Source organism: Nitrosomonas sp. (assembly GCF_019635155.1).
Classification (GTDB): domain Bacteria; phylum Pseudomonadota; class Gammaproteobacteria; order Burkholderiales; family Nitrosomonadaceae; genus Nitrosomonas.
In genome coordinates, this window is the sequence record NZ_JAHBZY010000014.1 from 49,336 (window position 1) to 75,355 (window position 26,020).

Annotated in this window: 27 protein-coding genes; 13 read left to right on the forward strand and 14 right to left on the reverse strand. The window is 43.9% G+C overall.

The window, feature by feature from the left end; translation table 11 throughout:
* Positions 1 to 30: 30 nt before the first annotated feature.
* Both KF839_RS10450 and KF839_RS10455 read left to right on the forward strand, forming a co-directional pair.
* Positions 31 to 630 (forward strand): glycoside hydrolase family 19 protein, encoded by a 600-nt coding sequence (locus tag KF839_RS10450; protein ID WP_292917788.1) that lies wholly within the window; start codon positions 31 to 33, stop codon positions 628 to 630.
* Positions 627 to 1,136 (forward strand): hypothetical protein, encoded by a 510-nt coding sequence (locus KF839_RS10455; protein WP_292917789.1) that lies wholly within the window; start codon positions 627 to 629, stop codon positions 1,134 to 1,136. Before KF839_RS10450 ends, KF839_RS10455 begins: the two co-directional genes overlap by 4 nt.
* Before the next feature lie 8 nt (positions 1,137 to 1,144).
* Here the strand turns inward: KF839_RS10455 and KF839_RS10460 are convergent, their stop codons facing one another.
* The 3 genes from KF839_RS10460 to KF839_RS10470 are packed head-to-tail and all read right to left on the reverse strand — an operon-like array spanning position 1,145 to position 3,089.
* On the reverse strand, positions 1,145 to 2,014 hold the full coding sequence (locus tag KF839_RS10460) for a hypothetical protein (RefSeq protein ID WP_292917790.1): 870 nt from the start codon (positions 2,012 to 2,014) through the stop codon (positions 1,145 to 1,147).
* A gap of 9 nt (positions 2,015 to 2,023) precedes the next feature.
* The gene (locus tag KF839_RS10465; protein ID WP_292917791.1) at positions 2,024 to 2,425 is read right to left on the reverse strand and encodes an ExbD/TolR family protein; all 402 of its coding nucleotides are present in this window, start codon (positions 2,423 to 2,425) and stop codon (positions 2,024 to 2,026) included.
* Positions 2,412 to 3,089, reverse strand: coding sequence for a MotA/TolQ/ExbB proton channel family protein (locus KF839_RS10470; protein ID WP_292917792.1), 678 nt, complete (start codon positions 3,087 to 3,089; stop codon positions 2,412 to 2,414). The genes KF839_RS10465 and KF839_RS10470 overlap by 14 nt, the downstream gene beginning before the upstream one ends.
* A 374-nt stretch (positions 3,090 to 3,463) precedes the next feature.
* On the opposite strand from KF839_RS10470, the gene KF839_RS10475 reads away from it, so the two are divergent.
* On the forward strand, positions 3,464 to 3,832 hold the full coding sequence (locus tag KF839_RS10475) for a surface-adhesin E family protein (RefSeq protein WP_292917793.1): 369 nt from the start codon (positions 3,464 to 3,466) through the stop codon (positions 3,830 to 3,832).
* Here the strand turns inward: KF839_RS10475 and KF839_RS10480 are convergent.
* Positions 3,829 to 4,590: a Mut7-C RNAse domain-containing protein gene (locus KF839_RS10480; protein ID WP_292917794.1), complete on the reverse strand. Its 762-nt coding sequence runs from the start codon at positions 4,588 to 4,590 to the stop codon at positions 3,829 to 3,831. The genes KF839_RS10475 and KF839_RS10480 overlap by 4 nt on opposite strands.
* 161 nt (positions 4,591 to 4,751) lie before the next feature.
* Between KF839_RS10480 and KF839_RS10485 the strand changes: the two genes are divergently transcribed.
* The gene (locus KF839_RS10485; RefSeq protein WP_292917795.1) at positions 4,752 to 4,943 is read left to right on the forward strand and encodes a hypothetical protein; all 192 of its coding nucleotides are present in this window, start codon (positions 4,752 to 4,754) and stop codon (positions 4,941 to 4,943) included.
* Between the two features lie 156 nt (positions 4,944 to 5,099).
* Here the strand turns inward: KF839_RS10485 and KF839_RS10490 are convergent, their stop codons facing one another.
* The 3 genes from KF839_RS10490 to glmS all read right to left on the reverse strand — a co-directional run bounded on the left by KF839_RS10490 (position 5,100) and on the right by glmS (position 10,830).
* A complete protein-coding gene (locus KF839_RS10490; protein WP_292917796.1) occupies positions 5,100 to 6,374 on the reverse strand; it encodes a cytochrome P450 in 1,275 nt (424 codons plus the stop codon).
* A gap of 42 nt (positions 6,375 to 6,416) precedes the next feature.
* Positions 6,417 to 8,468 carry a di-heme-cytochrome C peroxidase gene (locus KF839_RS10495; protein ID WP_292917797.1) on the reverse strand — a complete coding sequence of 684 codons (2,052 nt, stop codon included), beginning with the start codon at positions 8,466 to 8,468 and terminating at the stop codon, positions 6,417 to 6,419.
* A gap of 514 nt (positions 8,469 to 8,982) precedes the next feature.
* Positions 8,983 to 10,830, reverse strand: coding sequence for a glutamine--fructose-6-phosphate transaminase (isomerizing) (gene glmS, locus KF839_RS10500; protein WP_292917798.1), 1,848 nt, complete (start codon positions 10,828 to 10,830; stop codon positions 8,983 to 8,985).
* A 570-nt stretch (positions 10,831 to 11,400) separates the two neighbouring features.
* On the opposite strand from glmS, the gene KF839_RS10505 reads away from it, so the two are divergent.
* The 3 genes from KF839_RS10505 (at position 11,401) to KF839_RS10515 (ending at position 13,654) form a co-directional block, all read left to right on the forward strand.
* Positions 11,401 to 12,549, forward strand: a complete 1,149-nt coding sequence (locus tag KF839_RS10505; protein ID WP_292917799.1) for a hypothetical protein — start codon at positions 11,401 to 11,403, stop codon at positions 12,547 to 12,549.
* Between the two features lie 86 nt (positions 12,550 to 12,635).
* On the forward strand, positions 12,636 to 12,815 hold the full coding sequence (locus KF839_RS10510) for a hypothetical protein (protein ID WP_292917800.1): 180 nt from the start codon (positions 12,636 to 12,638) through the stop codon (positions 12,813 to 12,815).
* A 665-nt stretch (positions 12,816 to 13,480) separates the two neighbouring features.
* Entirely contained in the window at positions 13,481 to 13,654 is a 174-nt protein-coding gene (locus KF839_RS10515) for a hypothetical protein (RefSeq protein ID WP_292917801.1), read from the forward strand.
* Between the two features lie 32 nt (positions 13,655 to 13,686).
* Here KF839_RS10515 and lspA read toward each other — a convergent pair whose 3' ends face one another.
* Genes lspA through KF839_RS10530 form a run of 3 tightly spaced genes read right to left on the reverse strand, consistent with a single transcriptional unit; the run spans position 13,687 to position 18,007 of the window.
* Entirely contained in the window at positions 13,687 to 14,178 is a 492-nt protein-coding gene (gene lspA / locus KF839_RS10520; protein ID WP_292917802.1) for a signal peptidase II, read from the reverse strand.
* 31 nt (positions 14,179 to 14,209) lie between these two features.
* Entirely contained in the window at positions 14,210 to 17,011 is a 2,802-nt protein-coding gene (gene ileS / locus KF839_RS10525; RefSeq protein WP_292917803.1) for an isoleucine--tRNA ligase, read from the reverse strand.
* Between the two features lie 18 nt (positions 17,012 to 17,029).
* Positions 17,030 to 18,007 carry a bifunctional riboflavin kinase/FAD synthetase gene (locus KF839_RS10530; RefSeq protein ID WP_292917804.1) on the reverse strand — a complete coding sequence of 326 codons (978 nt, stop codon included), beginning with the start codon at positions 18,005 to 18,007 and terminating at the stop codon, positions 17,030 to 17,032.
* Between the two features lie 115 nt (positions 18,008 to 18,122).
* Between KF839_RS10530 and slmA the strand changes: the two genes are divergently transcribed.
* Positions 18,123 to 18,737, forward strand: a complete 615-nt coding sequence (slmA, locus tag KF839_RS10535) for a nucleoid occlusion factor SlmA (RefSeq protein WP_292917805.1) — start codon at positions 18,123 to 18,125, stop codon at positions 18,735 to 18,737.
* Positions 18,738 to 18,756: 19 nt separating this feature from the next.
* On the opposite strand, the gene KF839_RS10540 is transcribed toward slmA, so the two are convergent.
* Genes KF839_RS10540 through gpmA form a run of 4 tightly spaced genes read right to left on the reverse strand, consistent with a single transcriptional unit; the run spans position 18,757 to position 23,015 of the window.
* A complete protein-coding gene (locus KF839_RS10540) occupies positions 18,757 to 19,527 on the reverse strand; it encodes a HesA/MoeB/ThiF family protein (RefSeq protein ID WP_292917806.1) in 771 nt (256 codons plus the stop codon).
* Entirely contained in the window at positions 19,524 to 20,969 is a 1,446-nt protein-coding gene (locus KF839_RS10545) for a S41 family peptidase (protein ID WP_292917807.1), read from the reverse strand. The genes KF839_RS10540 and KF839_RS10545 overlap by 4 nt, the downstream gene beginning before the upstream one ends.
* Before the next feature lie 46 nt (positions 20,970 to 21,015).
* Positions 21,016 to 22,266, reverse strand: coding sequence for a murein hydrolase activator EnvC family protein (locus KF839_RS10550; RefSeq protein ID WP_292917808.1), 1,251 nt, complete (start codon positions 22,264 to 22,266; stop codon positions 21,016 to 21,018).
* Positions 22,263 to 23,015, reverse strand: coding sequence for a 2,3-diphosphoglycerate-dependent phosphoglycerate mutase (gene gpmA / locus KF839_RS10555; protein WP_292917809.1), 753 nt, complete (start codon positions 23,013 to 23,015; stop codon positions 22,263 to 22,265). The genes KF839_RS10550 and gpmA overlap by 4 nt, the downstream gene beginning before the upstream one ends.
* A gap of 300 nt (positions 23,016 to 23,315) precedes the next feature.
* On the opposite strand from gpmA, the gene KF839_RS10560 reads away from it, so the two are divergent.
* The 5 genes from KF839_RS10560 to KF839_RS10580 all read left to right on the forward strand — a co-directional run bounded on the left by KF839_RS10560 (position 23,316) and on the right by KF839_RS10580 (position 26,014).
* The gene (locus tag KF839_RS10560; protein ID WP_292917810.1) at positions 23,316 to 23,750 is read left to right on the forward strand and encodes a rhodanese-like domain-containing protein; all 435 of its coding nucleotides are present in this window, start codon (positions 23,316 to 23,318) and stop codon (positions 23,748 to 23,750) included.
* A gap of 7 nt (positions 23,751 to 23,757) precedes the next feature.
* On the forward strand, positions 23,758 to 24,015 hold the full coding sequence (gene grxC, locus KF839_RS10565) for a glutaredoxin 3 (RefSeq protein WP_292917811.1): 258 nt from the start codon (positions 23,758 to 23,760) through the stop codon (positions 24,013 to 24,015).
* 69 nt (positions 24,016 to 24,084) lie between these two features.
* Entirely contained in the window at positions 24,085 to 24,528 is a 444-nt protein-coding gene (gene secB / locus KF839_RS10570; RefSeq protein WP_292917812.1) for a protein-export chaperone SecB, read from the forward strand.
* A gap of 50 nt (positions 24,529 to 24,578) precedes the next feature.
* Positions 24,579 to 25,028 carry an SH3 domain-containing protein gene (locus KF839_RS10575; protein WP_292917813.1) on the forward strand — a complete coding sequence of 150 codons (450 nt, stop codon included), beginning with the start codon at positions 24,579 to 24,581 and terminating at the stop codon, positions 25,026 to 25,028.
* Positions 25,025 to 26,014, forward strand: a complete 990-nt coding sequence (locus KF839_RS10580; protein ID WP_292917814.1) for an NAD(P)H-dependent glycerol-3-phosphate dehydrogenase — start codon at positions 25,025 to 25,027, stop codon at positions 26,012 to 26,014. Before KF839_RS10575 ends, KF839_RS10580 begins: the two co-directional genes overlap by 4 nt.
* The last annotated feature ends 6 nt before the right edge of the window (positions 26,015 to 26,020 follow it).

Genomic DNA, 26,020 nt, shown 5'->3' on the forward strand with positions numbered 1-26,020 from the left:
ATTCGACCGCAGACAATTTGGGGGAGTGAAATGTTATCCGTAGACAAGCTGAAATCATCTGTTCCCGATGTCGTACTGGCTCAAATTCCCGATTGTGCCGCCAAATTCGGCATTGATTCATCTTTGCGCCTGGCGCACTTTCTCGCGCAATGCGCGCATGAAAGCATGGAATTCAAGGTCTTGGAGGAAAATCTGAATTATTCCGCCGATGGGTTGAGGAAGGTGTTTCCCAAATATTTTCCCGATGATCTAGCGGATAGTTACGCGCGCCAACCGGAAAAGATCGCGTCACGGGTATACGCCAACCGCATGGGTAACGGCGACGAGGCCAGCAAGGAGGGCTATCAATACCGTGGCCGGGGTTATATCCAATTGACCGGTAAAGACAATTACAGTGCGTTTGCTGGAGCGATCGGCGATGATGTCGTTGCGAATCCGGATTCGGTCAAAACCGAATATCCGCTGCTGTCCGCCGCATGGTTTTGGAACACCCGGGCACTCAACGAATTGGCCGATCAAGGCGCGAGCGATGATGTCGTGACAAAAATTACCAAGAAAGTGAATGGTGGAACGTTGGGCCTGGATGACCGGATCAGTCATTTCAAGAAATATTACGCATTGTTGACGTGAAAGCAATCGCATATCTCGGCGGATTGTTCGGTTTGATCGTTACACCCGCCGATGCGGCGGAAACACTCTGCAAACAACAGGAACAGGTTATTTTTTCCTGTTCGCTGAGTAAGAAAACGGTTTCGGTTTGCGCTTCGAAAGATTTTTCTGTAAGTAACGGCTATTTACAATATCGATTCGGACAAAAAGGCAATATTGAATTAAATCTGCCGGCGGTACCGCAATCAACACCCAACGCACAATTCGTACGAGCCCGAACTTTGATGTTTTCCGGTGGCGGTGGTGGATATCTACGGTTTATCAATGGTCCTTACCATTACATTGTCTACACCGCGATTGGCAAGGGCTGGGGGCCGAAAGACGGGGTCGCGGTGGAAAAGAGCGGACGGTTGATCGCCAATTACGAATGCCGGGATATCCCGGTTTCAGAAATCGGTGAAGCGTTGATTACCCGCGCTGGCCTAGCAATCGATCAATCCGAATTCGAGATTCCGGGTATCGAATAATTAGACGGCTAGCGTGGCGGGTTGATGAAAAACTCTCGTATCAGAAAGTCTTCCAATGCCGCGCTATCTTTTTCCCGTGCCGATAGCACAACCACGCGATGCAAACGGTGCGATTCCCAATTGAAATCTTCTTTGTAATATTCCCGGATCAATTGAATCATGCGGCGGATGATGGCGCGCTCGATATCGCCTTCCGGGCCTGCGGTGACCTGGATCATTTGCAAACGCGGATTGCTTTGTCCTGTTGTCCAGGCGCGGAACGAAAATTCGGCGGTACGCGGACCGATGCGCATAATCTGAAATATTCCGCTGGTGCCGGGGTTTTGCAAGTTGCGCCGGATATTGGCCATGCGGACTTCGTCGGCGGATGGCTGTTTTGCGGAGCTACTTGCGGCGGCTGTTTCCGGGTTGTCGAAAATCCCTGATGCTTGCTGGCGGGATTTAATATATTCGGATAAATCGGTCGGTGCATCGGCAGGCGGTTGGGTTGGAGCCTTGGTTTTTGCAACTTCTTTTACGGGTGTGGGAGTCTTGGGTTTGCTGGGTTGCGCCACTGCCTTGGGCTTGGTTTGCGGTCGCGATGTAGGTGCTGGCGCGGGGCGCGGTGACGTTTTCGTTGTTGGTTTAGGTTCCTCTGCAATTTTCGGTTTTTCCGGTTGCGACGGCGGTGGGGTAGGTGCGGAAGAAGGTATCGAGCTGACGGCATTTTCATCTTCGTGTAAATCGATGAAGCTTGCCTCGATAGGAGGCGGTGTTTCGATTTCCACTTCCGGCATCGATAGAAAAAATCCCAAAGCCCAAACGATCAACAGCCAGATGAGCGCAGCCAGCGGCAAAGGCCACCATAGGCGAACTTCTCTCGTTCGTGAGCTTGCCATCTATTTATACTATTTATGTTTGACTGCGATTAAAAAATGCTGAGCTCCAGCTGCACGGGCACGTAGCATGGCTTGTACCACCATTCCTTGCGGGGCCTCATTATCCGCAGACACGATTAACTTTTGCTTGGAGTCCTCAAGCAGTGGTTTAAGTGTATTAGCCAGCGTATCAAGCGTGACAACCGTCTGATTAATGTAGATTTTGCTGTCTTTGGTTAATGTCAACGTGACGGGTTTTTCCGCGCTTAATTTTTCTGCTTGCCCTTCGGGCAGGTCGACTTGCAATGAATCCAATTTTTGCATCGATAAGGAAGCCAGCATGAAGGTTGCCAGCAAGAAAAACATTACGTCGATCATCGGGATGATCTCGATTTTGCCTTTCTGGACCGACCGGTTTTTACGTAGTTTCATCGAGATTGTCCTGTTGATCCAGACGGATATTGTCGATCAGCCGAGTGCCTAATCGCTCCATTTCGTCCATTGTCAGCGACTGCAAGCGGGAAAAATAATTGAAGCCGAACAATGCTACCAGTGCAATGGCCAGTCCGACGACGGTTGCAATCAGTGCTTCCGCAACGCCGCCGGTAACCGCGGTCGGATTGACCAGACCTTCATTGCCGATCACCTGGAATGCGCGCATCATACCGATCACGGTTCCTACCAGACCCAGCAGCGGTGCGGCTGTGACGATGGTTTCCAGAGCCCAGAGCCGACGCGCAAGTGATTCTTCAATAATTTGCGCTTCATCGGCGGCGCGTGATTCCGTCCACCAAGCGGGTTGATGGCGATTGGAAATGACGACTTCAAAGAACCGTTTGTAATAGTGGCGGCTATCCAATCCGGAAAGAATTTTTTCCAGATCGTTCCATTTGAAGCCATATGTTTCCACCAGATTGAGCAAATCGCCAGAAAGTCGGGCATAGCGCCAATAAATAAATGCTTTCTCAAGCATGATCGCGACTGCGATCACTCCCAATAAAACCAGCGGGATGATAATAATTCCGCCAAGTTTCAACATTATCCAGGCCTGATTAAATTCCTCCATCATATTCAACTCCAGATTAAGACTATTCATGATTTTTAGTTACCAGTAATTTTGAGAATTAATGAATTAACGAGAATGGTATCGCAAGCTAAATCAGTGCGACATTTTCCATAAAAAAATTTTTATTTCAGAAATTTTCAAATTCATAACAAATCTACTGCCCTGATAATTCGTAAGAATATTCCACATCGAATCTCTGGCTTGATCAATTCGAATGAATGTTAAGAATAGTGGAAAAACGCCTGCAGTTAAAATTATTTAATGGCAAAATGAATAACTATTCTGGCATTGTTGCAGAAAGATGCGAAGCGCATCCGAATTACTTCTCACACGGGGGGAGCCAGGTCGATGAATCAGTTAAAACAACCGGATTATAGTCGTTAAAGATGAAAAAATGCTTATTGATGTTAGTACTATTATGGATGGCCATTCCGGTGCAAGCCAAGTGGATCAAAGTGGATATTGCGACAAAATACAATGAAACGCATTATTTTGATCCGGAAACGATACTCAGAGACGGTGTTTTCCGGAAAATCTGGGTATTATCCAGTTATGAAGAAAAGCAAGAGGGTGGTTTTCGTGCAATAAAAACGCGGTACGAGTTTGATTGCCAACACCATCAGGCCCGTTCGATCACGATGTTACTTTACCCCGATCAGAATGCCATGGGTGTGGTGATCGGTGCGCGTCACAATGATTCCGATCATTGGTTTGGTTTTTCAGCCAACTCGATGTTCCAGCATATCGAGCAAATAATTTGTATTGATGATTAGATTTTTCTATACATTGTATTCGGGTTAGTTAATTCATTGATTAGAGTTTCTATTCGGGAATGGTGGCTTCCTTGCCAATAAATCTGTTTGCAGTTCCGGCAAACCAAGAATTCGTCATGGTATTTTTTCGTGAGCGGTTGCAAGCGGTGCTCAATTTGTTGTTTGGCAATTTTCTCTAAATGACCGTTGCAATGGACGCAGCGCGTCAGAGGCATAACCATGGAATATAAATCAAATCGTTTTAGAACTTCGTGGATTTGTATTTTGGGGATGTCTGCTCTTACAAAATAACCGAATGTAATAATCTTACGTTGCAAGAGTGCGCGATCCCGGGTCAACAGCATCCGTTGTTGGTCGTGAGATATTTCAGCGATGGTATTGTCTTCATAATCATTACGATAGAGGCAATCAAAACCTAATAATCGTAGATACCGCGCCAATCTGCCGAGATTGGTATCGACCACAAAAAGGAGCGGACAGGGTATTTCCGCACGAAGTCGTAACTGCGAAGCTGGCGAGTTCGTCTCAAGCGTTGGATAAACTTGAATGTGATCGGAGTCTTGCACAAGATAATCAAAATTAACAGCATGCCCATTGACCAGAATCCGTTCAACTTCGGTATGCGGCACATTAAATGACTCGATCATATCCTTGATCGAAGCGCTACGAAAAAAGCAATGACTGATTTCCTTGTCACGGAGTGCCGGATCAATGAAATCGTTTAACGATTGATGAAAATGTATTTTGATCTGAGCCACTGAATACACTCTTCATGAGAAGGTGCGAGGGGTGACGGCGGTATGCAAAGTGGAGGTTGAGTTAAGTTGATTAAGATCAAAGTTTCCAATTGTCTTACCCGGTACTCTTCTTATCGTCGTAACAAAAAATTAATCATTAACGTACAAACAGAAGGTTTTAAATGAAAATTATACATTTATTGGTAGTATCAGCAGCTTTGGTTTTGGTTGCGTGTGGTGGTAAACCAACAGCTCCCGAGTCTCCTGATCCGGATGCATATGGCAAAACTATCCAGCCATTTCATCAAATCCCTGCAGGCGATCAAGAAGGTGGTGGGAAAGCTCGTTCGACCGAAGAAAAATCCAATTATTAATTGTTAGAAAAAGCAATCAGTGTTCGATAGTTTAAATTGCATGCAATTTTTTCTATAGAACACTGAAATTTTTTGTCCTCTTCGTTGTTAATTTGATCCCAAAAAGTAGCAGTTCCAATCATTCTTATTATTGAAATCCCTGCTCCTGAAACGATGCTATTGTGTAGTCCAGGCTAATTGATACGCTTCAGGGAACGGTCCGGCTTTATAATCAATATTCCCTTTCGCTTCGATATTATTTTGTAACAATACTTGGCGTGCCATTTCCGGAATCATCACCATTCCGACATAACGTCCCAGACATTCGTGGTTTCCGAATCCAAAGTGGAAATAGTTATACCAATTGCGTTGAGGGATAAATTCATCCGGAGATTCAAATGCCCGCTCATCGAACATTGCTGATAATGTTACGGGCAATACATAAGTTCCGGTACGCAGAACTGTTTCATGATTTGTTCCTTTAGCCGCAGTATAGTCGCTTGCAGTCGTACGGAATAAATATGGGGTTATCGGCGAGAATCGTAGAGCTTCCCAAACGATTCCGTCAAACTCTGAAGGATCTTCTTTTTTCGCGGCTGTTTTTGCGGCTTCCAGCCATTGCGGGTGTTGGAATAAATATTGCAATACTTGAGCAACCGCTTGTGAAGTGGTTTCAATCGCGCCGATTAATAAACCACCCGCATTGACACCCAGACGCTTGATGTCAAAATCCAATTCCTTGGCAAAACTGGTTCGTAACATTCTGGTTACAATATCATCCCGTAATCTGATGATGGTCGAGAAAGTCAATTTCTCCGCTTTAACTGCAAGCAAGCGCTTTGCAATCAACATGGTGATGTACTCGCCTAGTTTCTTGGAAGTTTCGTTATGGCGATCAATGATCCGCTGTGACAATTCCGGAGGTACCAAGTCAAACGGATGATTGTGAAATGTATCGTATTGATTCCAGTAGGACCATTCGATCAGATCTTTCCGGTCAGCGCCCGTTAGGCCGAAGTAGTCTTGTACCAGTGTGGCTGGAACCATGCGGCAAAAGCTGTTTACGACTTCGATCTGGCCATTGGCTTTGGTAAGAATTCCTCGAGCGATATCCGCCACCATGTTGCGTACTTTCGGTAAATCATCGCGGTTGAGCATAAATTGCATCAATGATTTTTCCCGCGTATGCAACGCATCGTCATCATGCGCCATCAAATAATTATCCATTTTTGGAACATAGGGTTTAACGGTAAAGACCTTGTACATTTTCAAAATCTCCCGGACATCGTCAAATCGGGTTACCAGCGTGCAATCAGGCGTTACCAGAATGGGGCGTTTTTCGCGCAATTCTTTGAAGAAAGGTAAGGGTTCGGTATCTATCCATCGGCGCACCAACGGAAATTTTTCTGTATCGGAGGTTGCGTCATACCGTTCAAGATAATTTGTATTCATTTAATAACCCCTTGTTATTTAATGTAATTGTTTAAATTCCAATTATAGAGTCTTCAGATATTCCAGCAAATCCAACCGTTCTTCCTTGGTGAGCGGTTTTAGAATTTTTCCGTTTAACTGCGCTGTTTTACCAGTGGTATATTCATGTCCTGCATTACTATTGCCTTTTAAACTGGTATCAAAAGTAAAACCTTCGTATCCGCTACTTTTGAGACCTACTTTGACCGGATCGAATTCTCTTGAACCTACTTCAAATTGATCGGGCCGATATTCTCCATCTTCCGGATCACCTTCACTTTTTTTCGGTAACAGCAGATCATACAAAGTTGGCACGGAGCCGTTATGAAGATATGGGGCTGTTGCCCAAATGCCGTTTAACGATCGTGCCTTATAGGCATTCAATGACGCCAACGGTTTTACGGTGGTGTCCGGATCGTAATTACCGTGCTTGATCGATGGTTTTATTTCATTGTGGAAGAATGCCCGGGCGATATCAGTGATCCAGTCTCCCCAGCGTTGGAAGAAAAGTTTATCAGGGTCCGGGGTAGCGACTACATTCAGTGTTGCTTTGGTCAGCAAAGCAGCAGCCGGCGCTTTTTGATCCAATAGAATACTGCCGACCCCTACATTGACATACTGATTACGCAGTATGCCGGAATAACCGGTACGGCTGAAACTGTTTTCGGCCATGATAGGATCCGTGCCGACATCACTGACTTTGGACATGCTGGCGATGACTCGGCGATCCGGGTCGTCGCGGACGATTTTGGCATGGCAGCCCGCGCAATATTCAATGAACAAAGATTGACCACGCAGTGCGCGCTGCTGATCAATGGAGCCAAGAATATCTTCCGGCCATTGGGGTGATTGCAGCTTCCACAGATGCGATTCAATCCTGTGCAGGTTGTGGACATTTACGGAAGAATCGAAACTGATTTTGGTACTGGTGTTTTGTCCGCCGATCAGGGTGGAGATCGACATTCCCTTTTCTTCGTTCCAATCCAATGTACCGAATACACCGATTACTTCACCGGTATTTCGTCCTACCGGGCCTAGTCCGGCATTGGCCGCCAAACCGTTCCATTGGACATAGTCGTGTTGCGGAATATCCCATAGAAATGGATAGCTGACGGGTGCATTGGCAGGGTTATAGATGGCTTTCCGCAGTCTTCCCAATTGCCATTTTGTCAAGCTCTGAGTTAAACGTTCCACCATTCGGTCGCGTTGATCACCGGTAGGAATTCTATCCATATCGGCCATGATTTGGTCGAGCTCTTCATCACTCATGCCTTTGTCGCGCATGATTCTGCGGTCGTGCAACAAGTCTCTGAGTTCTCTTTCGTTGATGAGATGTTCAAGAACCCGATTGTAGATACGTCCGAATGCATCCAGTCGGGCATAGCCGTAAGGTGTCGGACTGCGGTTAATAATGGTGTAGTCGGTTAAGCGTTGTTCGTATTTTGCGAGATCACCGAGAACTTCTGTTTCGGATTTATAATTACCGCGTGCGAGGACATTCTTGACAAAGTGGTTTTTGGCCTCCTCATTTTTGCGAACGTATTGGAGCGCTTTGGAGAGACTGATCATAATTTCTTCCATATCCGCGCTGGCCGGTCCGCCATCGATACGGATACCGACACCGTTATAGTTTACCTGACCGGTATGGCACGCTGCGCACGTGAGACCAATGTATTCCCGGCCCTTATAGTCGTCTTTGACCCAGCCAACCGGTAATGCGTCAGGATTGTAGGATGTGGCTTTTTGCGGCAAATAGCGGAAGGCATTCATGTTCTCGTTGGAGCGGAACAGCGTTGATTCTCCCGGTTTTTCCAATACCATGAAGAAATCATACGGCATTAGATTGGATCCCTGTGTCGTGGTATAAAACCATAAACTGTCTGAAATATCCCAGCCTTGATCGAGATATTTGATGGTCGTATAGCTGTCTCCAAACGGATCTTGTTGAACAGTGGTTGCGCCACGATCAGGGTCTGTTTCCGGAATGAGTGTGCATGAAGATACGCCGAAGAAGAGAAACAAAGCTGAAATAAAAGATAGAAACCGTTGATCTGACGACACAAATGATTGTTTCACGTTGATTCCCCTTTTAACTAGAATTTGTTGAGGTGGTATGACAAGAACAAGAAATTAGAGCTATGGCAGCGATAACATTTGCCTAAGACTATTTCCCAGTTCTCAGCATTACTTGATTTTGGATTATCTTTACACGAGACCCTTCTGTTACTCCTAATTTTTATGGAATATAGTGTCTGCCGTAAGCTGCATCAGCTTTGGATTATATTCAGAAATTGCTGTGGATGACAGTAAAACTCGCACGCGCCATGAAATAGATCCGTTGTCACTCAAGAACGCGATGATTCATGATTGTTTGCTGAGATAAAATTTTGAATAGCTCAATAGTAGTCGGATAATTTATTAACACTTAATATTCAAATAGAAACTATCGATTGAACTGGCAATTAACGATTTTCTCGTTTCCGGGAAAGGATATGGCCTGAACTATCTGAAACCAAGGGGGCAGATTTTGTAATTGTGAGTACTGGTGATTGAACATTTGAACAGTGACTCGAATGTTTAAAGCAATTTCTTACTCAACTGTCACCGCTTTGGCCAAATTCCTGGGTTTGTCGACATCCGTGCCTTTTACGAGGGCGACGTGATATGCCAATAATTGCAGCGGGATAGTATGCAGAATCGGGCTTAGTAGCCCGGCATACTCGGTTAAACGAATCACGTGGAGATGCTCGCTAGGTGTAATTTGCGAATCTGCATCCGCGAATACGTAAAGCTCACCGCCGCGAGCTTGTACTTCTTGCAAATTGGATTTAAGTTTATCCAATAGCTGGTTACTTGGGGCAATTGCGACAACCGGCATTTCATCGTCAATCAGCGCTAACGGTCCATGTTTGAGCTCACCGGCTGCGTAAGCTTCTGCATGAATATAGGAAATCTCTTTTAGTTTGAGCGCACCTTCCATCGCGATCGGATAGTGCACGCCGCGGCCAAGAAATAATGCATGGCGTTTTTGTGCAAAATTTTGCGCCCAGTTCTTGACGAGCGGTTCGACTTTTAATGCCTGCTTTAAAGCATTGGGTAAATGACGCAACGTCAATATCAATTGGCGCTCATCATGTGCTGGAAGTCTATGACGCATTTTGGCCAATGTGATGGTCAGCAGCAGTAGCGAGGCTAGCTGCGTAGTGAATGCTTTTGTTGAAGCAACGCCGATTTCCGGGCCGGCGCGGGTGAGAAAACGCAAATCGGCTTGCCGTATCAATGCGCTCTCCGGAACATTACAAATCGCGAGACTATAAGTATGACCAAGTTTCTTGGCGTAATTCATTGCCGCCAATGTGTCAGCTGTTTCACCGGATTGTGAAATGGCAACCACTAAAGTTGCTGGATCGGATACGGGATTCCGGTAACGGTACTCACTGGCGATTTCGACATTGCATGGTATGCCGGCGACCTTTTCGAGCCAGTATCGAGCGACTAAGCCGGCGTGATAGCTGGTTCCACACGCTAATATCAGAATTTGTTTGGTATTGAGAAAAATTTTTCCTGCTTCGCTGCCAAATAAATTGGGTGTGATGGATTGGGTATTCGATATCATTTCCAACGTGTTGGCGACTGCGCTTGGTTGCTCGAATATTTCCTTTTGCATGTAGTGTGCGTATGACCCTAATCCGATCTCTTCGTTGGACAGATGCGATTCATGGATGATGCGATTGACCGGTTCGCCTAATTGATCATGCAGACAATTGACAATATGGAAACTATGATTGCTAAGCTCCGCGATATCACCTTCTTCAAGGTAGATTACATCGCGTGTCACTTGCAGTAATGCAGAGACATCCGATGCGACGTAGTTACCGTCTTTACCTATCCCCAAAATTAACGGTGCGCCATGACGGGCGACGATGATTCGCTCGGGATGCGCTTCTTCCATAACTGCAATGGCGTACGCTCCTTGTAGTTCCGCAACGGCTAAACAGACAGCTTTGAAAAAATCAGGGATTTCCTTCAGTTTAAAAGCAATGAGGTGTGCAATGACTTCGGAATCAGTTTCCGACGAAAACTGGTAGCCATGATTTTTAAGGAACGTGCGAATGCTTTCATGATTTTCTATGATTCCATTGTGCACAACCGCTATGCGCGATTCGCCTCCCGAAAAATGAGGGTGCGCATTCTGCTCGGAAGGTTTTCCGTGCGTGGCCCATCGCGTATGAGCGATACCAGCAAATCCTTGAGCATTTTCTTGTTCCACTAGCTTACAAAGCTGATGTACGCGGCCTGCGGTGCGTAATCTTTTTAGTCCGTAATCAGTGAATACAAGACCTGCGGAATCGTAGCCGCGATATTCGAGACGCTGCAATCCTTCCAATAGGACCGGCACCACATTTGCTTTTGCAATTGCGCCAATAATTCCACACATTTAGGATTTCTCTCCTTAATTCAATTAAGAATCATAATAACTATTATATTTCCATGTACTGCTTAATCATCAGTTCAGCATTGTTTTTGTTCTAAGGCCTTAGTTAGAAAAGCTGAGGCAAATTATTTAATTGAAGGAAATCTCATCTGCTTTTTTAATAATAAATTTGGGATAATATCAGGAAATCAATGGGCTATCTTGTTAGGCTACTTGATTTCAATGCGCACAAAAGAGATGCTGTTCAGAAATGAATATAAAGAAACAGTTTGCTAAATTGATCAGTCAGTTAACCAGTCAAAATTCAAGTATGAGAACAAAATATTATGAGATTTTGAATGATTCAGAAACGTGCTTGGCATTAAATGCTAACGCGATGAATGTTGGAAAAATGCAGATTTAAAACTGCAAAACAAATGTTCCGCTCTATTCTATCAAATCAATCGCGATATTTTATTCAGTATTTGTTCAGAGTTTTTTTTCTAAGATAATTTGAAGGCGAAGTGGTTTTTTATTGATAGTTAAATGTGTGGCAATAATGTTACTCAATCTAAACTTAGGTTATTGTGAGTTGTGATTACTATTACTGAGGTTGACATGAAAAAGTTCAGGTTGGCATGTCTGGCCATTGCGCTCTGTGGGTTATTTTTGACAGATACAGCAATTGCAGAAGGTGACGATGGGGGCTTTGATGGCGGCGGATTCGATGGTGGAGACTTCGGGGGCGATTATGGTGGGGACTTCGGAAGCGATTATGGTGGCTATGAATCCGACTTTAACGGTGCTGATAGTTACGATGACGGAGGGAGTTCTGACTATCCTGATCAAGGTGGTTATGATCAAGGCGATGTTTTTTACCAGGATAATGATTTGGGCCAGCCGGATGACTTCGGAGTGGCCGATGATCCGGGTCAATCGGATGGATTAGAACAGGCTGATGTAATTGATCAACAGAGTGATTTTTCTCTAGAAAGTGATTCAGTTCAGAATGACGGTTCGACATCGGTTCACGATGAGATCTCTCAAGAGCCGCTTGGGAAAGAGATGGCTGATCCGGTAACAGATGCTGCAGCAGCGAATGAATCAGTTGAAACTGGTGAAGTGACATCAACTTCTGAAGCCCCTGAATCAGGGGATGTTGCATCTATCACTGAGCAATCTGCTCAAGATAGCAGTGTTGATCAAAACTCATCTTCTGATGGAATAGCTGTTAATAATGGGCATGTTGATCAAACTGTTGGGCATCATGGCCATGATGGGCACGGTCACCATCATCACCATCATGATGGGTTTGGCTTGGGACTCGGTTTGGGATTAGGATTGGGTTTGGGATTTGGACCATTTAGTTACTATAGTCCATTTGCGCCATTTGGTTATTACGGATTTGGTGTGCCTTTTCCTGGTTTCGGTTTTTATAGTGGTTGGCGCGGTGTAGGGGGGTATAGCAACTACGCGGGTTTTGGTCCGTATCGATATTTTGAGCCTTACTACCCGTTGGGCGGTTATCCTGCATTACTTGTCGCCTCCCCGGTAATTTCAGGTCCACTGGTTACAGCACCAAGGACACCGACTTTCATACAGCGCAATGATAATTTCAGGCCTGCTCCGGCACCGGTTCAGAAGCAAGCCTATTGGTATTACTGCCGAAATCCGGAAGGCTATTACCCGTATGTTAAAAAATGTTCGGGAGAATGGATAAGGGTACCGCCTAGACCTTCTTGATATTTTGATTGTTCGTAATTTTATGTGATGATTTACAGTCATAAAAAAACGGGTAAGATTATTAATATTACTGTAAGGAGATAATCATGAAAATCAAACGATTGTTAATCGCAGGTATTTTTGCTGTGGTAGTGCCATTATTATCAGGGTGCTGGACGGTAGCGGCAGCAGGCGCAGGTGCCTACGGCGGCTATAAAATGAAAGAAGAAGGTTATACCTTGCAGAACCCGGTTACTAAAGAAGAGAATAAGAAATCAACTAAATAACAGCGGAACGAGGAAGGAGCGTGTTTCGATATCGCGGTTTTATCGCTTCTCCTCCTTGATGATTTTGCGAAGGGCCGGATAATGGGGTGTTGCTTGAGCAGAGCCTGTATTTGCTCCAAGAGTTGCGCCAGAGAATTAAAGCGAAACGCAACTGTGTCGACGCTTGATTCCTTTGCGGTTGATGGCGGCAATGGTGAACGTTGAAATCATCTGAGCGGAAAACACATGGATCATGAGTGTGTGCATCTTTTCAAACGTCACTCAGAATCTGAGTATGCCACGCTGTCACTGAAAATATTTATAACGTAAGACCTTTGCACGGTGTCATGAGCGGTACGAGAATAAGGCAAAAATTTGCGAAAAAGCGGAGTTTACACGGGGTAAATGAGCATTTTTCGCAAATTTTTAACGCAATTACCGTGCCGCGTAGTAACCGTACAAAGGTTTCAACGTATTTTAGCCGGGTGGAATGTAATTGCATCGGCGCAAGGGCGGGTGAAAGCGGCCTTGTCATTCTTATTGTTTTTGCGATCTGCTGTGTTAACTAGGTTTAAGAATTAGCTTATCACTTTGATACGTCTAATTTTTTGTGTATTGCTTGTGTTGTATCGCTTCTTACTCGGTACATTATTCAGCACTTTCTTAATTTTTTAATGGGAACCGGGATGAAAAGAAAACGGATAGTAAGCGTAATTGTTTTTGTGATGATACTGCCGCTGTTATCAGGCTGCTGGACCTTAGCGGTTGCCGGTGCGGGGGCTTATGGCGGGTATAAAATGAAAGAACATGGTTACACTTTACAAAGCCCGATTGCCAAGGAAAAGAAATCGAAGAAGTGAAGTTTCGAATGCTGTGTTCGGATTGATCAACGTTATTCAGGTTTTTCTGTAGGACTTTCCTGTTCTTTTTTATTACGAAAGCTTTCATAAATCATAAGGGCGGCACCGACAAAAATAGCGGAGTCGGCAATATTAAAAGCTGGCCAGTGATAACTGCCAATGTAGAAATCCAGAAAATCGACAACATGCCCCAGTGTGATGCGATCGTATAAGTTTCCTGAGGCTCCTCCAAGCACTAAGCTTAATGATAGGCAGAATAACTGTTCGTGTTTGTATTTGTTGAGAAAAAGTATGATCAGAAGAATAGCGATTCCGGCGATACCGCTTAGGAACCAGCGCTGCCATCCTGATTGGTCGCTCAGGAAGCTGAAGGCGGCACCTGGATTGTAGGTCAATATCAAATTGAAAAAACTGGTGATCGGGATTGTTTGTCCAAATTCTAATGTGGATTCAACCCAATATTTACTGGCGAGATCCAGAATTAAAACAAGTGCTGCGATACTTAAACTGATATATAGCTTCATAGGAAATAATTCTAAGAGTTAGTAACTGGTATTACGCAAAATGGCGTTTCTCACCGGTACTATATAGATTGGTGATACATCGTGAACACAAAGTGGGATGCTCTACATGTTGTCCCACATCCTGGCGATAGTGCCAGCAGCGCTCGCATTTTTTATGAATGCTGGATGTTATCTCAATACCCTCCTGTAGTGGATCATTGACTTGGATCAGATTGACTTCCGAGACGATCAATACGAAACGTAAATCATCCTCCAAGGCATTAAGCAGGAGAAAATCTTCGCTATTGGTGCGAATTTCCACTGTCGCGGCTAGCGATGAGCCGATTGCTCCGTGCGTACGAGATTCTTCCAGTTTTTTTAAAACTTGCGAACGTAATGCCCGTATTTTTGCCCAGCGTTGTTGCAATATTTCCGTGGACGATTGTTCCGGAAAATTATGCCACTGATGCAGTAAAACGCTATCGCTGTTATCTTTAGACAGATATTCCCAAACTTCCTCGGATGTGAAGCTCAAGATCGGTGCAAATAGTCGCACCAAACTGTGTGCGATATGGTGCAGCGCGGTTTGTGCAGAACGGCGTGGGAGACCTTTGGTTGCTGATGTGTAAAGACGGTCTTTAAGAATATCCAAATAAAAACCGCCCAAATCTTCCGAGCAGAAGTTATGTAGTTGATAAACAACCTGATGAAACTCATAACGCTCATAAGCCTGGATCAGTTCTTTCTGGAACGTTTCGGTAAACGATACCATATAGCGGTCGATTTCCAGGCAATCGGCGATGTCGACTTGGTCGGTTTTCGGGTCGAAATCCGCCAAGTTGGCGAGTAAGAAGCGAAGCGTATTGCGTATACGCCGGTAGCTCTCAACCACTCGTTTCAAAATCTCTTCTGAAATCGAGAGCTCACCGGAGTAGTCCGTTGAGGCAACCCATAATCGCAGAATATCAGCACCGGAAGTATCCATTACTTTTTGAGGCGCAATGACATTTCCCTTTGACTTACTCATTTTATGGCCTTGTCCGTCCACTACGAATCCGTGCGTGAGCAATGCATGGTAGGGAGCACAACTATTAATCGAACAACTGGTTAACAATGAAGATTGGAACCAGCCGCGATGCTGATCGGAGCCTTCCAGATAGAGATCGGCAGGAAAATTAAGCTGTTCGCTTGTCTTAACGACCGTATCGTGCGTAGTGCCGGAGTCGAACCAGACATCCAGGGTATCGGTTGATTTCATGAAATCCTTGGCTTCTGCACCGAGCAGCTCCGCAGCATCCAATGAGAACCAAGCTTCTATACCTTGCTGTTCGACCCTTTGTGCAACTTGTTCCAACAATTCATGGGAGCGTGGGTGGGGTGCGTGGGTTTCTTTATGAATAAAGAACGTCATTGGAACCCCCCAATTCCGCTGCCGCGAAATACACCAATCCGGGCGGTTCTTGATCATCGCTTCCAAACGGGATCTTCCCCAACCGGGATAGAAATCGGTGTTGTCGACTGCTTGCATTGCCAACTCGCGCAAGCTTTTTTTGCGTTCCGACAAATCAGATCGATTGTGAAGGTTCATACCAATAAACCATTGCGGCGTTGCACGAAAAATAATGGGGGTTTTGTGGCGCCAGCAATGGGGATAGCTATGCTCAATTTTTTTATTACAAAATAAATGGTCGTTGGAATTGATAGCATCTATGACGATATCGTTTGCTTTCCATACGGGGAGACCACCAACTAAAGGCGTGCTGGCAATAAATTTGCCGCTGCCATCGACCGGGCTTTCACTCGGTAAGCCATACTGTTGACCGGCAAAATAATCGTCTAAGCCATGCGCAGGTGCTGTATGCACAAGTCCGGTACCGGCATCCAATGTAACATGTTTGCCGCAGATTATTTTTACAGTGCGCGCTTCAAATGGGTGTTGCAGGGGTAAATGTTCTAAGGCTTGGCCTTTGCAAGCCGCCAATGTTACACCGGTCAGTTCGTAACGTTCCAGGCAAGCTTGGAGTAGTTCGCTGGCGAGTATCAGCAAGCCACGCGATGTTTGTACTAATGCATAATCGAACTCTGGATGAACACAGACTGCTTGGTTCGCAGGAAGAGTCCAGGGCGTAGTGGTCCAAATGACGACAAAGGTTTGAGTTTCTGCCGGGATGCTGATTCCAAATGCATTATTGAGCAATTCGTGGAATTCGGGTTGTACGGTAAAACCAACATCTATGGCCGGTGAAGTTTTATTTTCATATTCGACTTCCGCCTCTGCCAGTGCCGAGCCGCAATCAATACACCAATTGACCGGTTTTTGTCCTTGATACAGAAAGCCGTTCTGATAAATTTTTCCAAGGGCACGGATAATACCGGCTTCTGTTTTGAAGTTCATCGTAAGATAGGGATTCTCCCAATCTCCTAATACGCCCAATCGTATAAAGTCAGCTTTCTGACGCTCAACTTGTTGTATGGCGAAGGCGCGGCATAGTTCCCGGACTTTATCGGCCGGTAGATTCTTACCATGTTTCTTTTCAATCTGATGCTCTATCGGTAATCCGTGACAATCCCATCCGGGGATATAGGGTGCATCGTATCCCGCCAGTGTTTTACTTTTGATAATGATGTCTTTTAGAATTTTATTAACAGCATGGCCGATATGAATGTCACCGTTCGCATAAGGAGGGCCGTCATGTAAAATGAATTTTGGACGTCCTTTGCATGCGATACGGATTTTTTGGTATAGATTTTTTTCTTGCCAAGCTTTCAGCATCATGGGTTCTCGACTGGCGAGATTGCCTCGCATCGGAAATGGGGTATCGAGTAAATTCAGTGTGTTCTTGTAATCGGTCATGAAATTCGGTTGAAAGGGTTAGTGAGCAATGTAGATGCTACTTGAATTGTGAGCGTTCGGTATCGTCATAAAATAATTTTTTGTTTGCGCGATGTCTTTTTCGATTTGCCGAACAAGCGCATTGATATCGGAGAATTTTTCCTCGTCACGCAACTTGTGCAAGAAATCAACCTGCAGTCGTTGTCCGTATATTTCCTGATTAAAGTCGAACAAATGCACTTCCAAAACATAGTTGCCATTTTGATGAGTGGTTGGCCGTACACCGAGACTGGCAACGCCGGGCAGTGGTGTCATGGGTGACGATGAAATGGCGCCTCGGACTGAAACAACGAAGATACCAGAAAGTACGGGGCGGTTATGTTTTAATTGGATATTGGCAGTTGGGAAACCGATTTTCTTACCTAATTTATCGCCATCAATAACCCGCCCGCTCATGCTGAAAGGTCTGCCCAAAAAATTATGAGCTGTTGTCAAATCGCCATTAATCAATGCCTGACGGATTACAGTGCTTGAAACGCGTTTATCATTAACGGATATGCTTGGCATTATCTCGACTGAATAACCGTTTGCTGCTGAAAGAGTTTGCAGCATGGTTATATCGCCGGCCCGGCGTGCGCCAAAGCGAAAATCATCACCAACAAGTAACCAGCGTACGCTAAGTTCTTCGTTGAGAATTCGTGATACAAAATGTTCCGGGGCAATTTTAGCGAACTCGTAATCGAAGCTACAGATGTATACACGGTCGACGTTTGCTTGGATCAGATATTCTAATTTTTCCCGAATGCTCGTTAATCGGGTTGGTGCTTGATCGGGAGAAAAAAACTCGCGGGGGTGGGGTTCAAAGGTCATTACGCAGGCTGGTAGTCCAAGCTTCTTGGCAGCTTCATGTAAACGCTTGAGCATTGCTTGATGTCCCCTGTGAACACCATCGAAATTACCAATTGTCAGCGCGATCGGCGTCTTAACACGCGACGATGTCTTTCGCCATATATGCATGAACATTGATCCAAAAAATGTTAATTTTATCTTGATTAGTGCGCAAAGGTCCAGATTTACACAGGGTTATTGTGTGCTACATTAGCTTTATAATTTACTGACGTTCTTTATTTATATGGTTAATCATTTGAAGCGTCCCAATCATTCAGAAAAGTCATCTGAACGAAAAGATCAGATTTTGCAGGCTCTGGCAGCCATGCTGGAGCACCCCCAAAGAATGAAGATTACAATTGCCGCATTGGCGATGCGATTAGAGATATCGGAATCTTCAGTTTGCCGCTGTTTTCCGAGTAAGTCGAAAATGTATGAGGCGTTAATCGAATTTATAGAAAAAACATTATTTATTTTGATTAACAAAATACAGCATGAAGATAGTTCCGGTGTTAAGCAAATAGAAAATTTATTATTGTTGCTATTGGGTTTTTCTCAGAAGAATCCTGGGATGACACGCATCTTGATTAATGATGTATTGGTCAATGAAAATGAGCATTTGCAAATACGAATTAACCAGTTGCATGATCGCTTGGAAGCAACTCTAAAGCAAGCGTTGCGATTTGCTATCAGTGAGCAGAAAATAAGTACGCATATTGATGCGGCGGCTTATGCTAATTTGCTCATGTGTTTCGTTATTGGTCGCTGGTACCAATTTGTTAAAAGCGAATTTAGTCACAATCCTTTAGCGAATTGGGAAACTCAACGCTCGATTTTGCTGCCGCCGAGCAGAGGCTGAAATGATTCGGACGGATACTTTATAGTGAAGCAGTTGTGGGCGGTGACGTATGACATACCGGGCAACCCGGGTCTTTGTATACTTTCACGGAGCGCCAATTCATTGTCAGACCGTCCAGTAACAGCAATCGCCCGTTAAGGCTCTCTCCAATATTTAATAAAATTTTCAGTGTTTCTGCAGCTTGAACGCAACCGATGATTCCTGCAATTGGAGAAAATACTCCCAAAATCGCACAAGGCATGTCTTCTTGCGCGCCATCTATTGGGTATAAGCAGTGATAGCAAGGACTACTGGATCGGTTTAAATCAAAAACGCTTACTTGGCCCTCAAAACGTATAACGGCTCCAGAAACCAAAGGTTTTTTATGGATTATGCATGCTTGATTGATGAAATAACGTGTGATGAAGTTATCGGATGCATCAAGAACCACATCGGCGTTTGCGGTTAATTGCAATAATTTTGTTGCATCGACTTTTTCCTGAATAGCAGTGACGTTAATTTCCGGATTGATTTTTAGGAGTGTTTGTTTTGCCGATAGCGCTTTTGCTAAACCAATCGAGTGACTTTCATGAATGATCTGCCGCTGCAGGTTGGTTAAATCTACCTGATCACCATCACAAATAATTAAATTACCGACACCACTGGCAGCGAGATACATGAGTGCCGGTGAGCCTAAGCCACCAGCACCAATGATTAAGACACGTGATTGACAAAGTTTTTCCTGCCCCTCGATATCAATTTGAGGAAGCAGGATATGGCGACTATAACGAAGAAGCTGATGATCATTCACGATCCATTAGATTGGCTATTTGTTTTGTCATCACTCTTTTTTTCTGGAAGAGTAACAATGCCTTTAAAATAATTCATGGCTTGTTTCAGCAAGAGATCATCCTCAGAACCAAATTCGATAGGTGCTTTATTTTTCTTTTCTTTTTTCTTTTTCTCTTTTTTCTCATCAACCGGTTTCAGTTCTGTTTTTTCAGTTTTGGAGATTGATTTTTTCTCTGTTTTCTTGCCATTGGAGAGATGGCGATTTAAATCCGCTTCACGAAGGCGCTGATCATCGTTATTTCCCGTTTCATCAAGAATATCGGGAGTAATGCCTTGAGCCTGAATGGACTGACCGTTAGGCGTAAAGTATCTTGCTGTTGTCAGTTTGATTGCGGTGTTGTTTCCAAGTGGTAGTATGGTTTGAACAGATCCTTTGCCAAATGTTTGCGAACCCATAACAATGGATCTTTTGTGATCTTGCAGGGCACCAGCGACGATTTCCGAGGCCGAAGCGGATCCGCCATTTACCAGCGTAATCATTGGCACTGTTTTTACTTCCTCGGGCAGCCCTTTTAAGTAATCTTCATCAGGGCCTCGCAAGTAGTACTCCGGATTTGCGTGTAATTTCATTTTTGCATCAGCACTTCGTCCTTCAGTATAAACAACGAGCGCATTTTCCGGAAGGAAAGCTGCCGAGACGGCCACGGCACCATTCAATAATCCACCCGGATCATTACGAAGATCGAGTATCAATCCTTTCATAGTGCCATTGTTTTCAGCAAAAAGTGTTTTAATGGTCGAAGCCAGATTTTCACCGGTTTGTTCCTGAAACTGTGTAATGCGGATATATGCATATCCGGGTTCAATCATTTTTGATTTGACGCTCTGTATCTTGATAATGTCTCTAACCAGATTAAAAACCAACGGGTCTGGTTCGCCCTCACGAACAATCGTGATTTTGATGGATGTATTGGGTTTGCCTCGCATCAGTTTTATTGCTTCATTGAGCGACATGCCTTTCACGACAGTATCGTCCAGCTTTACGATTAGATCTCCTGTTTTAATACCGGCACGAAAAGCCGGGGTATCTTCAATAGGTGAGATCACCTTGACTATCCCATCTTCCATTGTGACTTGGATACCCAAACCACCAAATTCACCTTGTGTACCGATTTGCAGTTCTTTGTACTCATCTTTATCGAGATAAGATGAGTGAGGATCAAGTCCGACTAGCATGCCGTTAATGGCCTCGGTGATCAGTTTTTTATCTTCGACAGTTTCCACGTAGTCGCTCTTAATGCGTCCGAATACTTGAGCGAATGTTCGCAGTTCTTCGATTGGCAGCGGATGAATCGCGTCGATATTGTCTTTCTTGGCGATAGCGGAAAAATTCAAACTTAGCATCATTCCAGCGATTACGCCGATCAGAATTAAACCAGTTTTTTTGATTATGTTACTCATTATGCTATCTCCGCACTGATCAAAATTATGTAAAAAAACATTATGCTTATTCTATTTTTATCCACGTCAAGGGGTCAAACGGTTTGCCTTTGTGACGAAGTTCAAAGTATAGGCCTGAATCCGAATTACCACCGCTATTTCCAACGGTTGCGATTGTATCTCCGCCGCGAATCGTATCACCGATTCTTTTTTGGAGTGTTGCATTATTGCCATAAAGACTCATGTACCCATTCTCGTGGTCCAGAATAATCAAATGACCGAACCCTCTCAACCAGTCAGCGAAAACAACTTTACCTTTAGAGATAGCTTTAACTTCACTTCCATCGGGTGATCGGATAAATAATCCTTTCCACGTTAAATGCTTGTTTGTGCGTTGACTGCCGAATGTATTCACAATCGTTCCTCGTACCGGTAAATTTAATTTACCTTTAAGTGTTGCGAAAAGTACATTGTTAGTGGTTGAGGCATCAGGCAATTTACTATTTGTTAATGTTTTTCCAGATTGTTCCTGAGTAATTAGTTTATTAATTTCTTTAACTAAACGGCTGAGACGTTTCTCATCATCACTAAGTTTATTGATTTCCTGCTGTTGCTTTGAAATTTGATTCGATAATTGCGCAAGTAAGACTTGATGTTTGTTTTTTTCTTGCTCAAGTTTTTTTCGTTGATTGAAATATTCTGTTTGGATGGCTGTAATTTCGTCTTTCTTTTGACGGCTAATCTGTATTAGAGTTTCAATTTTTTCTTGATTGATTTGAAGATTATTTATGATTTCTGAGCGTGCCTGTGAGATTCGGCTGTAATAATATAAATTTCGTGCAAGTTGATGAGGGTTTTGCTGATAAAGAGCTAGTTTAAGATAAGCTTGATGTCCGCTAATATATTGCTGATAGAGCAGCTTCTCCAATTGATGGTGTTCGGAGTCAATATCATTTTTGATAAGCTTATATTGCGATTGTAGTTGTTTGTAGTTTTCTGTAGCTTGCCGATCTTCTTCGAGTAACTTGTTTAATTTATGAGTAATGTTGCCGATAGCGCGTTCAGTTTCCTGCAATGCACCGGATGTTCCTTGCCTAATTGCTTCTTTATTGTTTAATTCTTTTTGTAATGCTTGAATGCGTTCTCGCAGCAGCTTCAGGTTTTCATGATTATCCGGAAAAATTGGTGCTGGATAAAATAATGCGAATACTAAAAGAAATGGTAGGAATTGTTGGGGCTGAACGCTAAATAAACGATCCGAATTTATTATCGAAGAGAAATTATTATTAAAAGCGGGTACAAAATTTCCATTCGTCATTGGGAAGCTGATCTACCCTGATTAGCAACAATTTGCATTGCTTCGTTAACAGCTGCCAAGTTTCCAAGGTAATAGTTTTGAATCGGTTTCAGATCGTCATCCAGTTCATAAACCAACGGAATCCCCGTTGGAATATTGCAATTAAGAATTTCTTCGTCGGATATATTATCTAGATATTTCACCAATGCTCTTAAAGAATTTCCATGAGCTGCAATAATAATACTTTTTCCAGACTGAACTTGTGGCGCGATAATAGAATTCCAGTAAGGTAAAAATCGTGCCACCGTATCGCTGAGACACTCTGTTAATGGAATGTCATTTTGAGCTAAATCTTTATATCTTGGATCATTGCCGGCGTAACGTTCATCATCGACACTTAAAGCAGGTGGTCTTACATCATAACTTCTTCGCCAAATCAAGACCTGCTCATCACCATATTTTGCTGCAGTCTCGGCTTTATTCAGGCCTTGCAGGGCTCCATAATGGCGTTCATTCAATCGCCAAGTGTGTTGTATCGGAGTCCACATTTGATCCATCTCATCCAACACAATCCATAGAGTACGAATGGCGCGTTTAAGAACGGATGTATAAGCAATATCGAAAATAAAACCCTGCTCACGCAAAAGCCGTCCGGCTTCTTGAGCTTCTTTTATACCTTTTGATGTTAAATCGACATCTGTCCAACCAGTGAAACGGTTTTCTTTATTCCAGGTGCTTTCTCCATGCCTCAGGAGAACAATTTTTTTCATATTGATAATAGGGGGTATGTGACTATCAGGAGATTAATAAACGGCGTTATTTTATTATATTTTCGATCGTAAACACAGTATCCGACAGATTCTTTTGCAGGAACAAAGATTTTTAACGGTCACTATTGATTAATTGCATTCTCAATTGTAAGTAATTAAAAAACCAGTGCCAATTTTAGTACCGGGTTATCAGAAAAATGATATTAACAGTGATGCCTTACAAGTAGTGGATAAAGAGGGAGCTACGAATTGGTCATGTTTCTGTTAAAATCATCAATTTAATGAATTAAATCGAACGATATGGAATTATCAATATTTCAAGACCATTTCCTGTTAAGGTTGGAAAATTTATTTTTTGTAATTGCTGCGGTTGTTAGTGCCATATTATTGATTATACCGATGTTTACACAAGGTGGAATCAAAGAAATTGATACGCGTGAAGCTGTGCGGCTGATCAATTATAAAGATGCCTTGGTGTTGGATGTGAGGGATGATAGTGAGTACGTGGCAGGTCATATACCGAATGCAAAACATGTGCCTTCGCAAAAGATGGCTGATCGCTGGATCGAATTGGAAAAGTATAAAGATAAACCTATTGTTGTTGTTTATCCTGGTGGAGTTAGGTCTAATAACCCGAGTCTTGTTCTAAAGAAGAATGGCTTTACCCAGATTGTCAATTTGATGGGTGGTATTGATGCTTGGAAGCGTGCAGGGCTTCCAATGGTTAAAAGGTAGGAAGCCGATGCCCAAGGTAATTATGTATACAACAGGGTTTTGCCCTTATTGCAAGATGGCGGAAAGCTTGTTGCATTCAAGAGGAGTGCAAGTTATTGAGAAAATTCGTATCGATCTTGAACCGGCTCAACGTGAAGAGATGATGAATAAAACCGGTCGCCGGACAGTGCCGCAGATCTATATCGGTGATATTCATGTTGGCGGCTATGACGATCTGGCGCAACTTGACCGGGAAGGTGAGTTGGCGGAGTTGCTGGCAATCTGAAAATAGGTCCGTATTGATAAACTAGGTGTATCATTGTATTAATTTTTCTGAATTGGGGATATTTTAGAGATGAGTGAACAACAGCAACCAGTTTTTGTTATAGAAAAAATCTATGTAAAGGATCTGTCTTTAGAGATCCCCAATGCACCGAATATTTTTTTGGAAAGAGAGACTCCGGAAATTAATTTGCAGCTGGGCACCAAGAATCAAGGAATTGATGTAGGGCTCTATGAAGTCCTATTGACGGTGACGGTGACCGCTAAAATAAAAGATAAGATCATGTTCTTGGTTGAAGCGCAGCAATCGGGGATTTTTAGGATTCGCAATATTCCGAATGACGAAATAGATCCCGTGTTGGGGATTGGATGTCCGAACATACTTTTTCCTTATCTACGTGAGGTGGTGTCGGATATTGTGACGCGTGCCGGTTTCCCGCCCGTTATCTTAAATCCTGTCAATTTTGAAGCAATCTATCAGCAGAAGAGAGCGGAAGCAAAAGCAAGCGCCAATTAGTGCGGTATTTTTAAATTCTCTAACAAAAAAGTCAGTAAAGTTTGTTTCAAATGAGAAATAACATAACACTATGGTTGTTTAGTAGTTTGCTATTCTTGCCGGTTGCAGCGGAAGCTGAAATGGCGTTTTTTTCGATCTCGGATAAATCTGTCGTAATGTATGATGCGCCTTCTCTGAAGGCCGATAAGCTCTATGTGGCGGACCGCTACCTTCCAGTTGAAGTGATTGTTGATGTCGAGGGCTGGGTCAAAGTTCGTGACAGTAGCGGAAGTCTTGCTTGGATTGAAAAAAAATTTTTGAATGAGCAGCGTTATGTCATTGTTACAGTTCCACTGGCGGATGTTCATCGATCGGCGGATGCAAATTCTGAATTACTATTTCAGGCGGAAGAAAACATCGTTATGGAGTGGTTGGAATCCGATGTGCCGGGGTGGGTGAAGGTGCGTCATAAAGATGGTCAAGTAGGTTACGTAAAAGTCACTCAGGTTTGGGGTTCATGAGGATAGCGGTATTGGGTGCGGGTGCGTGGGGATCTGCACTCGCAATCAGTTTGTCCGACCGTCATTCCATTTGTATGTGGACTAAAGATCCTGATCATGCATTCGAAATGAATGCACAGCGAATTAATCTAAGATTTTTTCCCGGATATCCATTACCTGAAACTCTAAAAATAACATCAGAGCTTAGCGAGGCATTGGATTGTGCGGATCTTGCAATAATCGTTGTGCCAGTTGCAGGTTTGCGCGAGACTTTGCGGGCTGTTGCAGCGAATAATGTCAATATACCGATTATTTGGGGATGCAAAGGTTTTGAGTCGGAGACTTGCTATTTACCGCATCAGATAGTGGGTGAAGAAACCGCGCTAGGGCTTAATTGCGGTGTATTGTCCGGTCCAAGTTTTGCTGAAGAAGTGGCGCGGGGGCTTCCTACCGCGTTGACTCTGGCCTCGAGCGATAGCAGTTTTTCCAACAGAGTGGCGACCGAATTGCACAGCTCAAGATTACGTATTTACACGAGTCCAGATGTTGTTGGTGTTGAAACCGGTGGTGCAGTTAAGAATGTTATTACAATAGCTGTTGGGATTTCTGATGGTATTGGATTTGGGCATAATGCGCGAGCGGCATTAATTACACGAGGGTTGATGGAAATGACCCGGTTAGGACTGGGCCTTGGAGGGAAGACGGAAACCTTCATGGGACTTGCGGGCGTTGGTGACTTGATACTTACAAGCACAGGCGATTTGTCTCGAAACCGACAAGTAGGGTTGTTGCTTGCGTCAGGGAGAACGCTGCATGATATTCTGAATGAATTGGGGCATGTTGCTGAGGGAGTGCATACAGCAAAGTCAGTATTGGAACTTGGTAATCAATTGAATATTGAAATGCCGATCACCGATGCAGTATGTGGTATTTTGCAAGGCCGTTTTTCGGCTCGTACTGCTGTGGAAGTGTTGCTCAATCGAGAACAAAAATCGGAAGTTTATTAATTGAGG

Bases quoted from the DNA above. Each gene is read 5' to 3' on its own strand.
- ileS (WP_292917803.1), bottom strand. From the start codon at position 17,011: ATGACCGATTACAAGAACACACTGAATTTACTCGATACCCCATTTCCG.
- KF839_RS10575 (WP_292917813.1), top strand. From the start codon at position 24,579: ATGAGAAATAACATAACACTATGGTTGTTTAGTAGTTTGCTATTCTTG.
- lspA (WP_292917802.1), bottom strand. From the start codon at position 14,178: ATGAAGCTATATATCAGTTTAAGTATCGCAGCACTTGTTTTAATTCTG.
- slmA (WP_292917805.1), top strand. From the start codon at position 18,123: ATGGTTAATCATTTGAAGCGTCCCAATCATTCAGAAAAGTCATCTGAA.
- gpmA (WP_292917809.1), bottom strand. From the start codon at position 23,015: ATGAAAAAAATTGTTCTCCTGAGGCATGGAGAAAGCACCTGGAATAAA.
- KF839_RS10510 (WP_292917800.1), top strand. From the start codon at position 12,636: ATGAAAATCAAACGATTGTTAATCGCAGGTATTTTTGCTGTGGTAGTG.
- KF839_RS10475 (WP_292917793.1), top strand. From the start codon at position 3,464: ATGTTAGTACTATTATGGATGGCCATTCCGGTGCAAGCCAAGTGGATC.
- KF839_RS10450 (WP_292917788.1), top strand. From the start codon at position 31: ATGTTATCCGTAGACAAGCTGAAATCATCTGTTCCCGATGTCGTACTG.
- KF839_RS10580 (WP_292917814.1), top strand. From the start codon at position 25,025: ATGAGGATAGCGGTATTGGGTGCGGGTGCGTGGGGATCTGCACTCGCA.
- KF839_RS10490 (WP_292917796.1), bottom strand. From the start codon at position 6,374: ATGAATACAAATTATCTTGAACGGTATGACGCAACCTCCGATACAGAA.
- KF839_RS10550 (WP_292917808.1), bottom strand. From the start codon at position 22,266: ATGACGAATGGAAATTTTGTACCCGCTTTTAATAATAATTTCTCTTCG.
- glmS (WP_292917798.1), bottom strand. From the start codon at position 10,830: ATGTGTGGAATTATTGGCGCAATTGCAAAAGCAAATGTGGTGCCGGTC.
- KF839_RS10485 (WP_292917795.1), top strand. From the start codon at position 4,752: ATGAAAATTATACATTTATTGGTAGTATCAGCAGCTTTGGTTTTGGTT.
- KF839_RS10460 (WP_292917790.1), bottom strand. From the start codon at position 2,014: ATGGCAAGCTCACGAACGAGAGAAGTTCGCCTATGGTGGCCTTTGCCG.
- KF839_RS10545 (WP_292917807.1), bottom strand. From the start codon at position 20,969: ATGAGTAACATAATCAAAAAAACTGGTTTAATTCTGATCGGCGTAATC.
- KF839_RS10515 (WP_292917801.1), top strand. From the start codon at position 13,481: ATGAAAAGAAAACGGATAGTAAGCGTAATTGTTTTTGTGATGATACTG.
- KF839_RS10530 (WP_292917804.1), bottom strand. From the start codon at position 18,007: ATGCATATATGGCGAAAGACATCGTCGCGTGTTAAGACGCCGATCGCG.
- KF839_RS10465 (WP_292917791.1), bottom strand. From the start codon at position 2,425: ATGAAACTACGTAAAAACCGGTCGGTCCAGAAAGGCAAAATCGAGATC.
- KF839_RS10560 (WP_292917810.1), top strand. From the start codon at position 23,316: ATGGAATTATCAATATTTCAAGACCATTTCCTGTTAAGGTTGGAAAAT.
- KF839_RS10470 (WP_292917792.1), bottom strand. From the start codon at position 3,089: ATGAATAGTCTTAATCTGGAGTTGAATATGATGGAGGAATTTAATCAG.
- secB (WP_292917812.1), top strand. From the start codon at position 24,085: ATGAGTGAACAACAGCAACCAGTTTTTGTTATAGAAAAAATCTATGTA.
- grxC (WP_292917811.1), top strand. From the start codon at position 23,758: ATGCCCAAGGTAATTATGTATACAACAGGGTTTTGCCCTTATTGCAAG.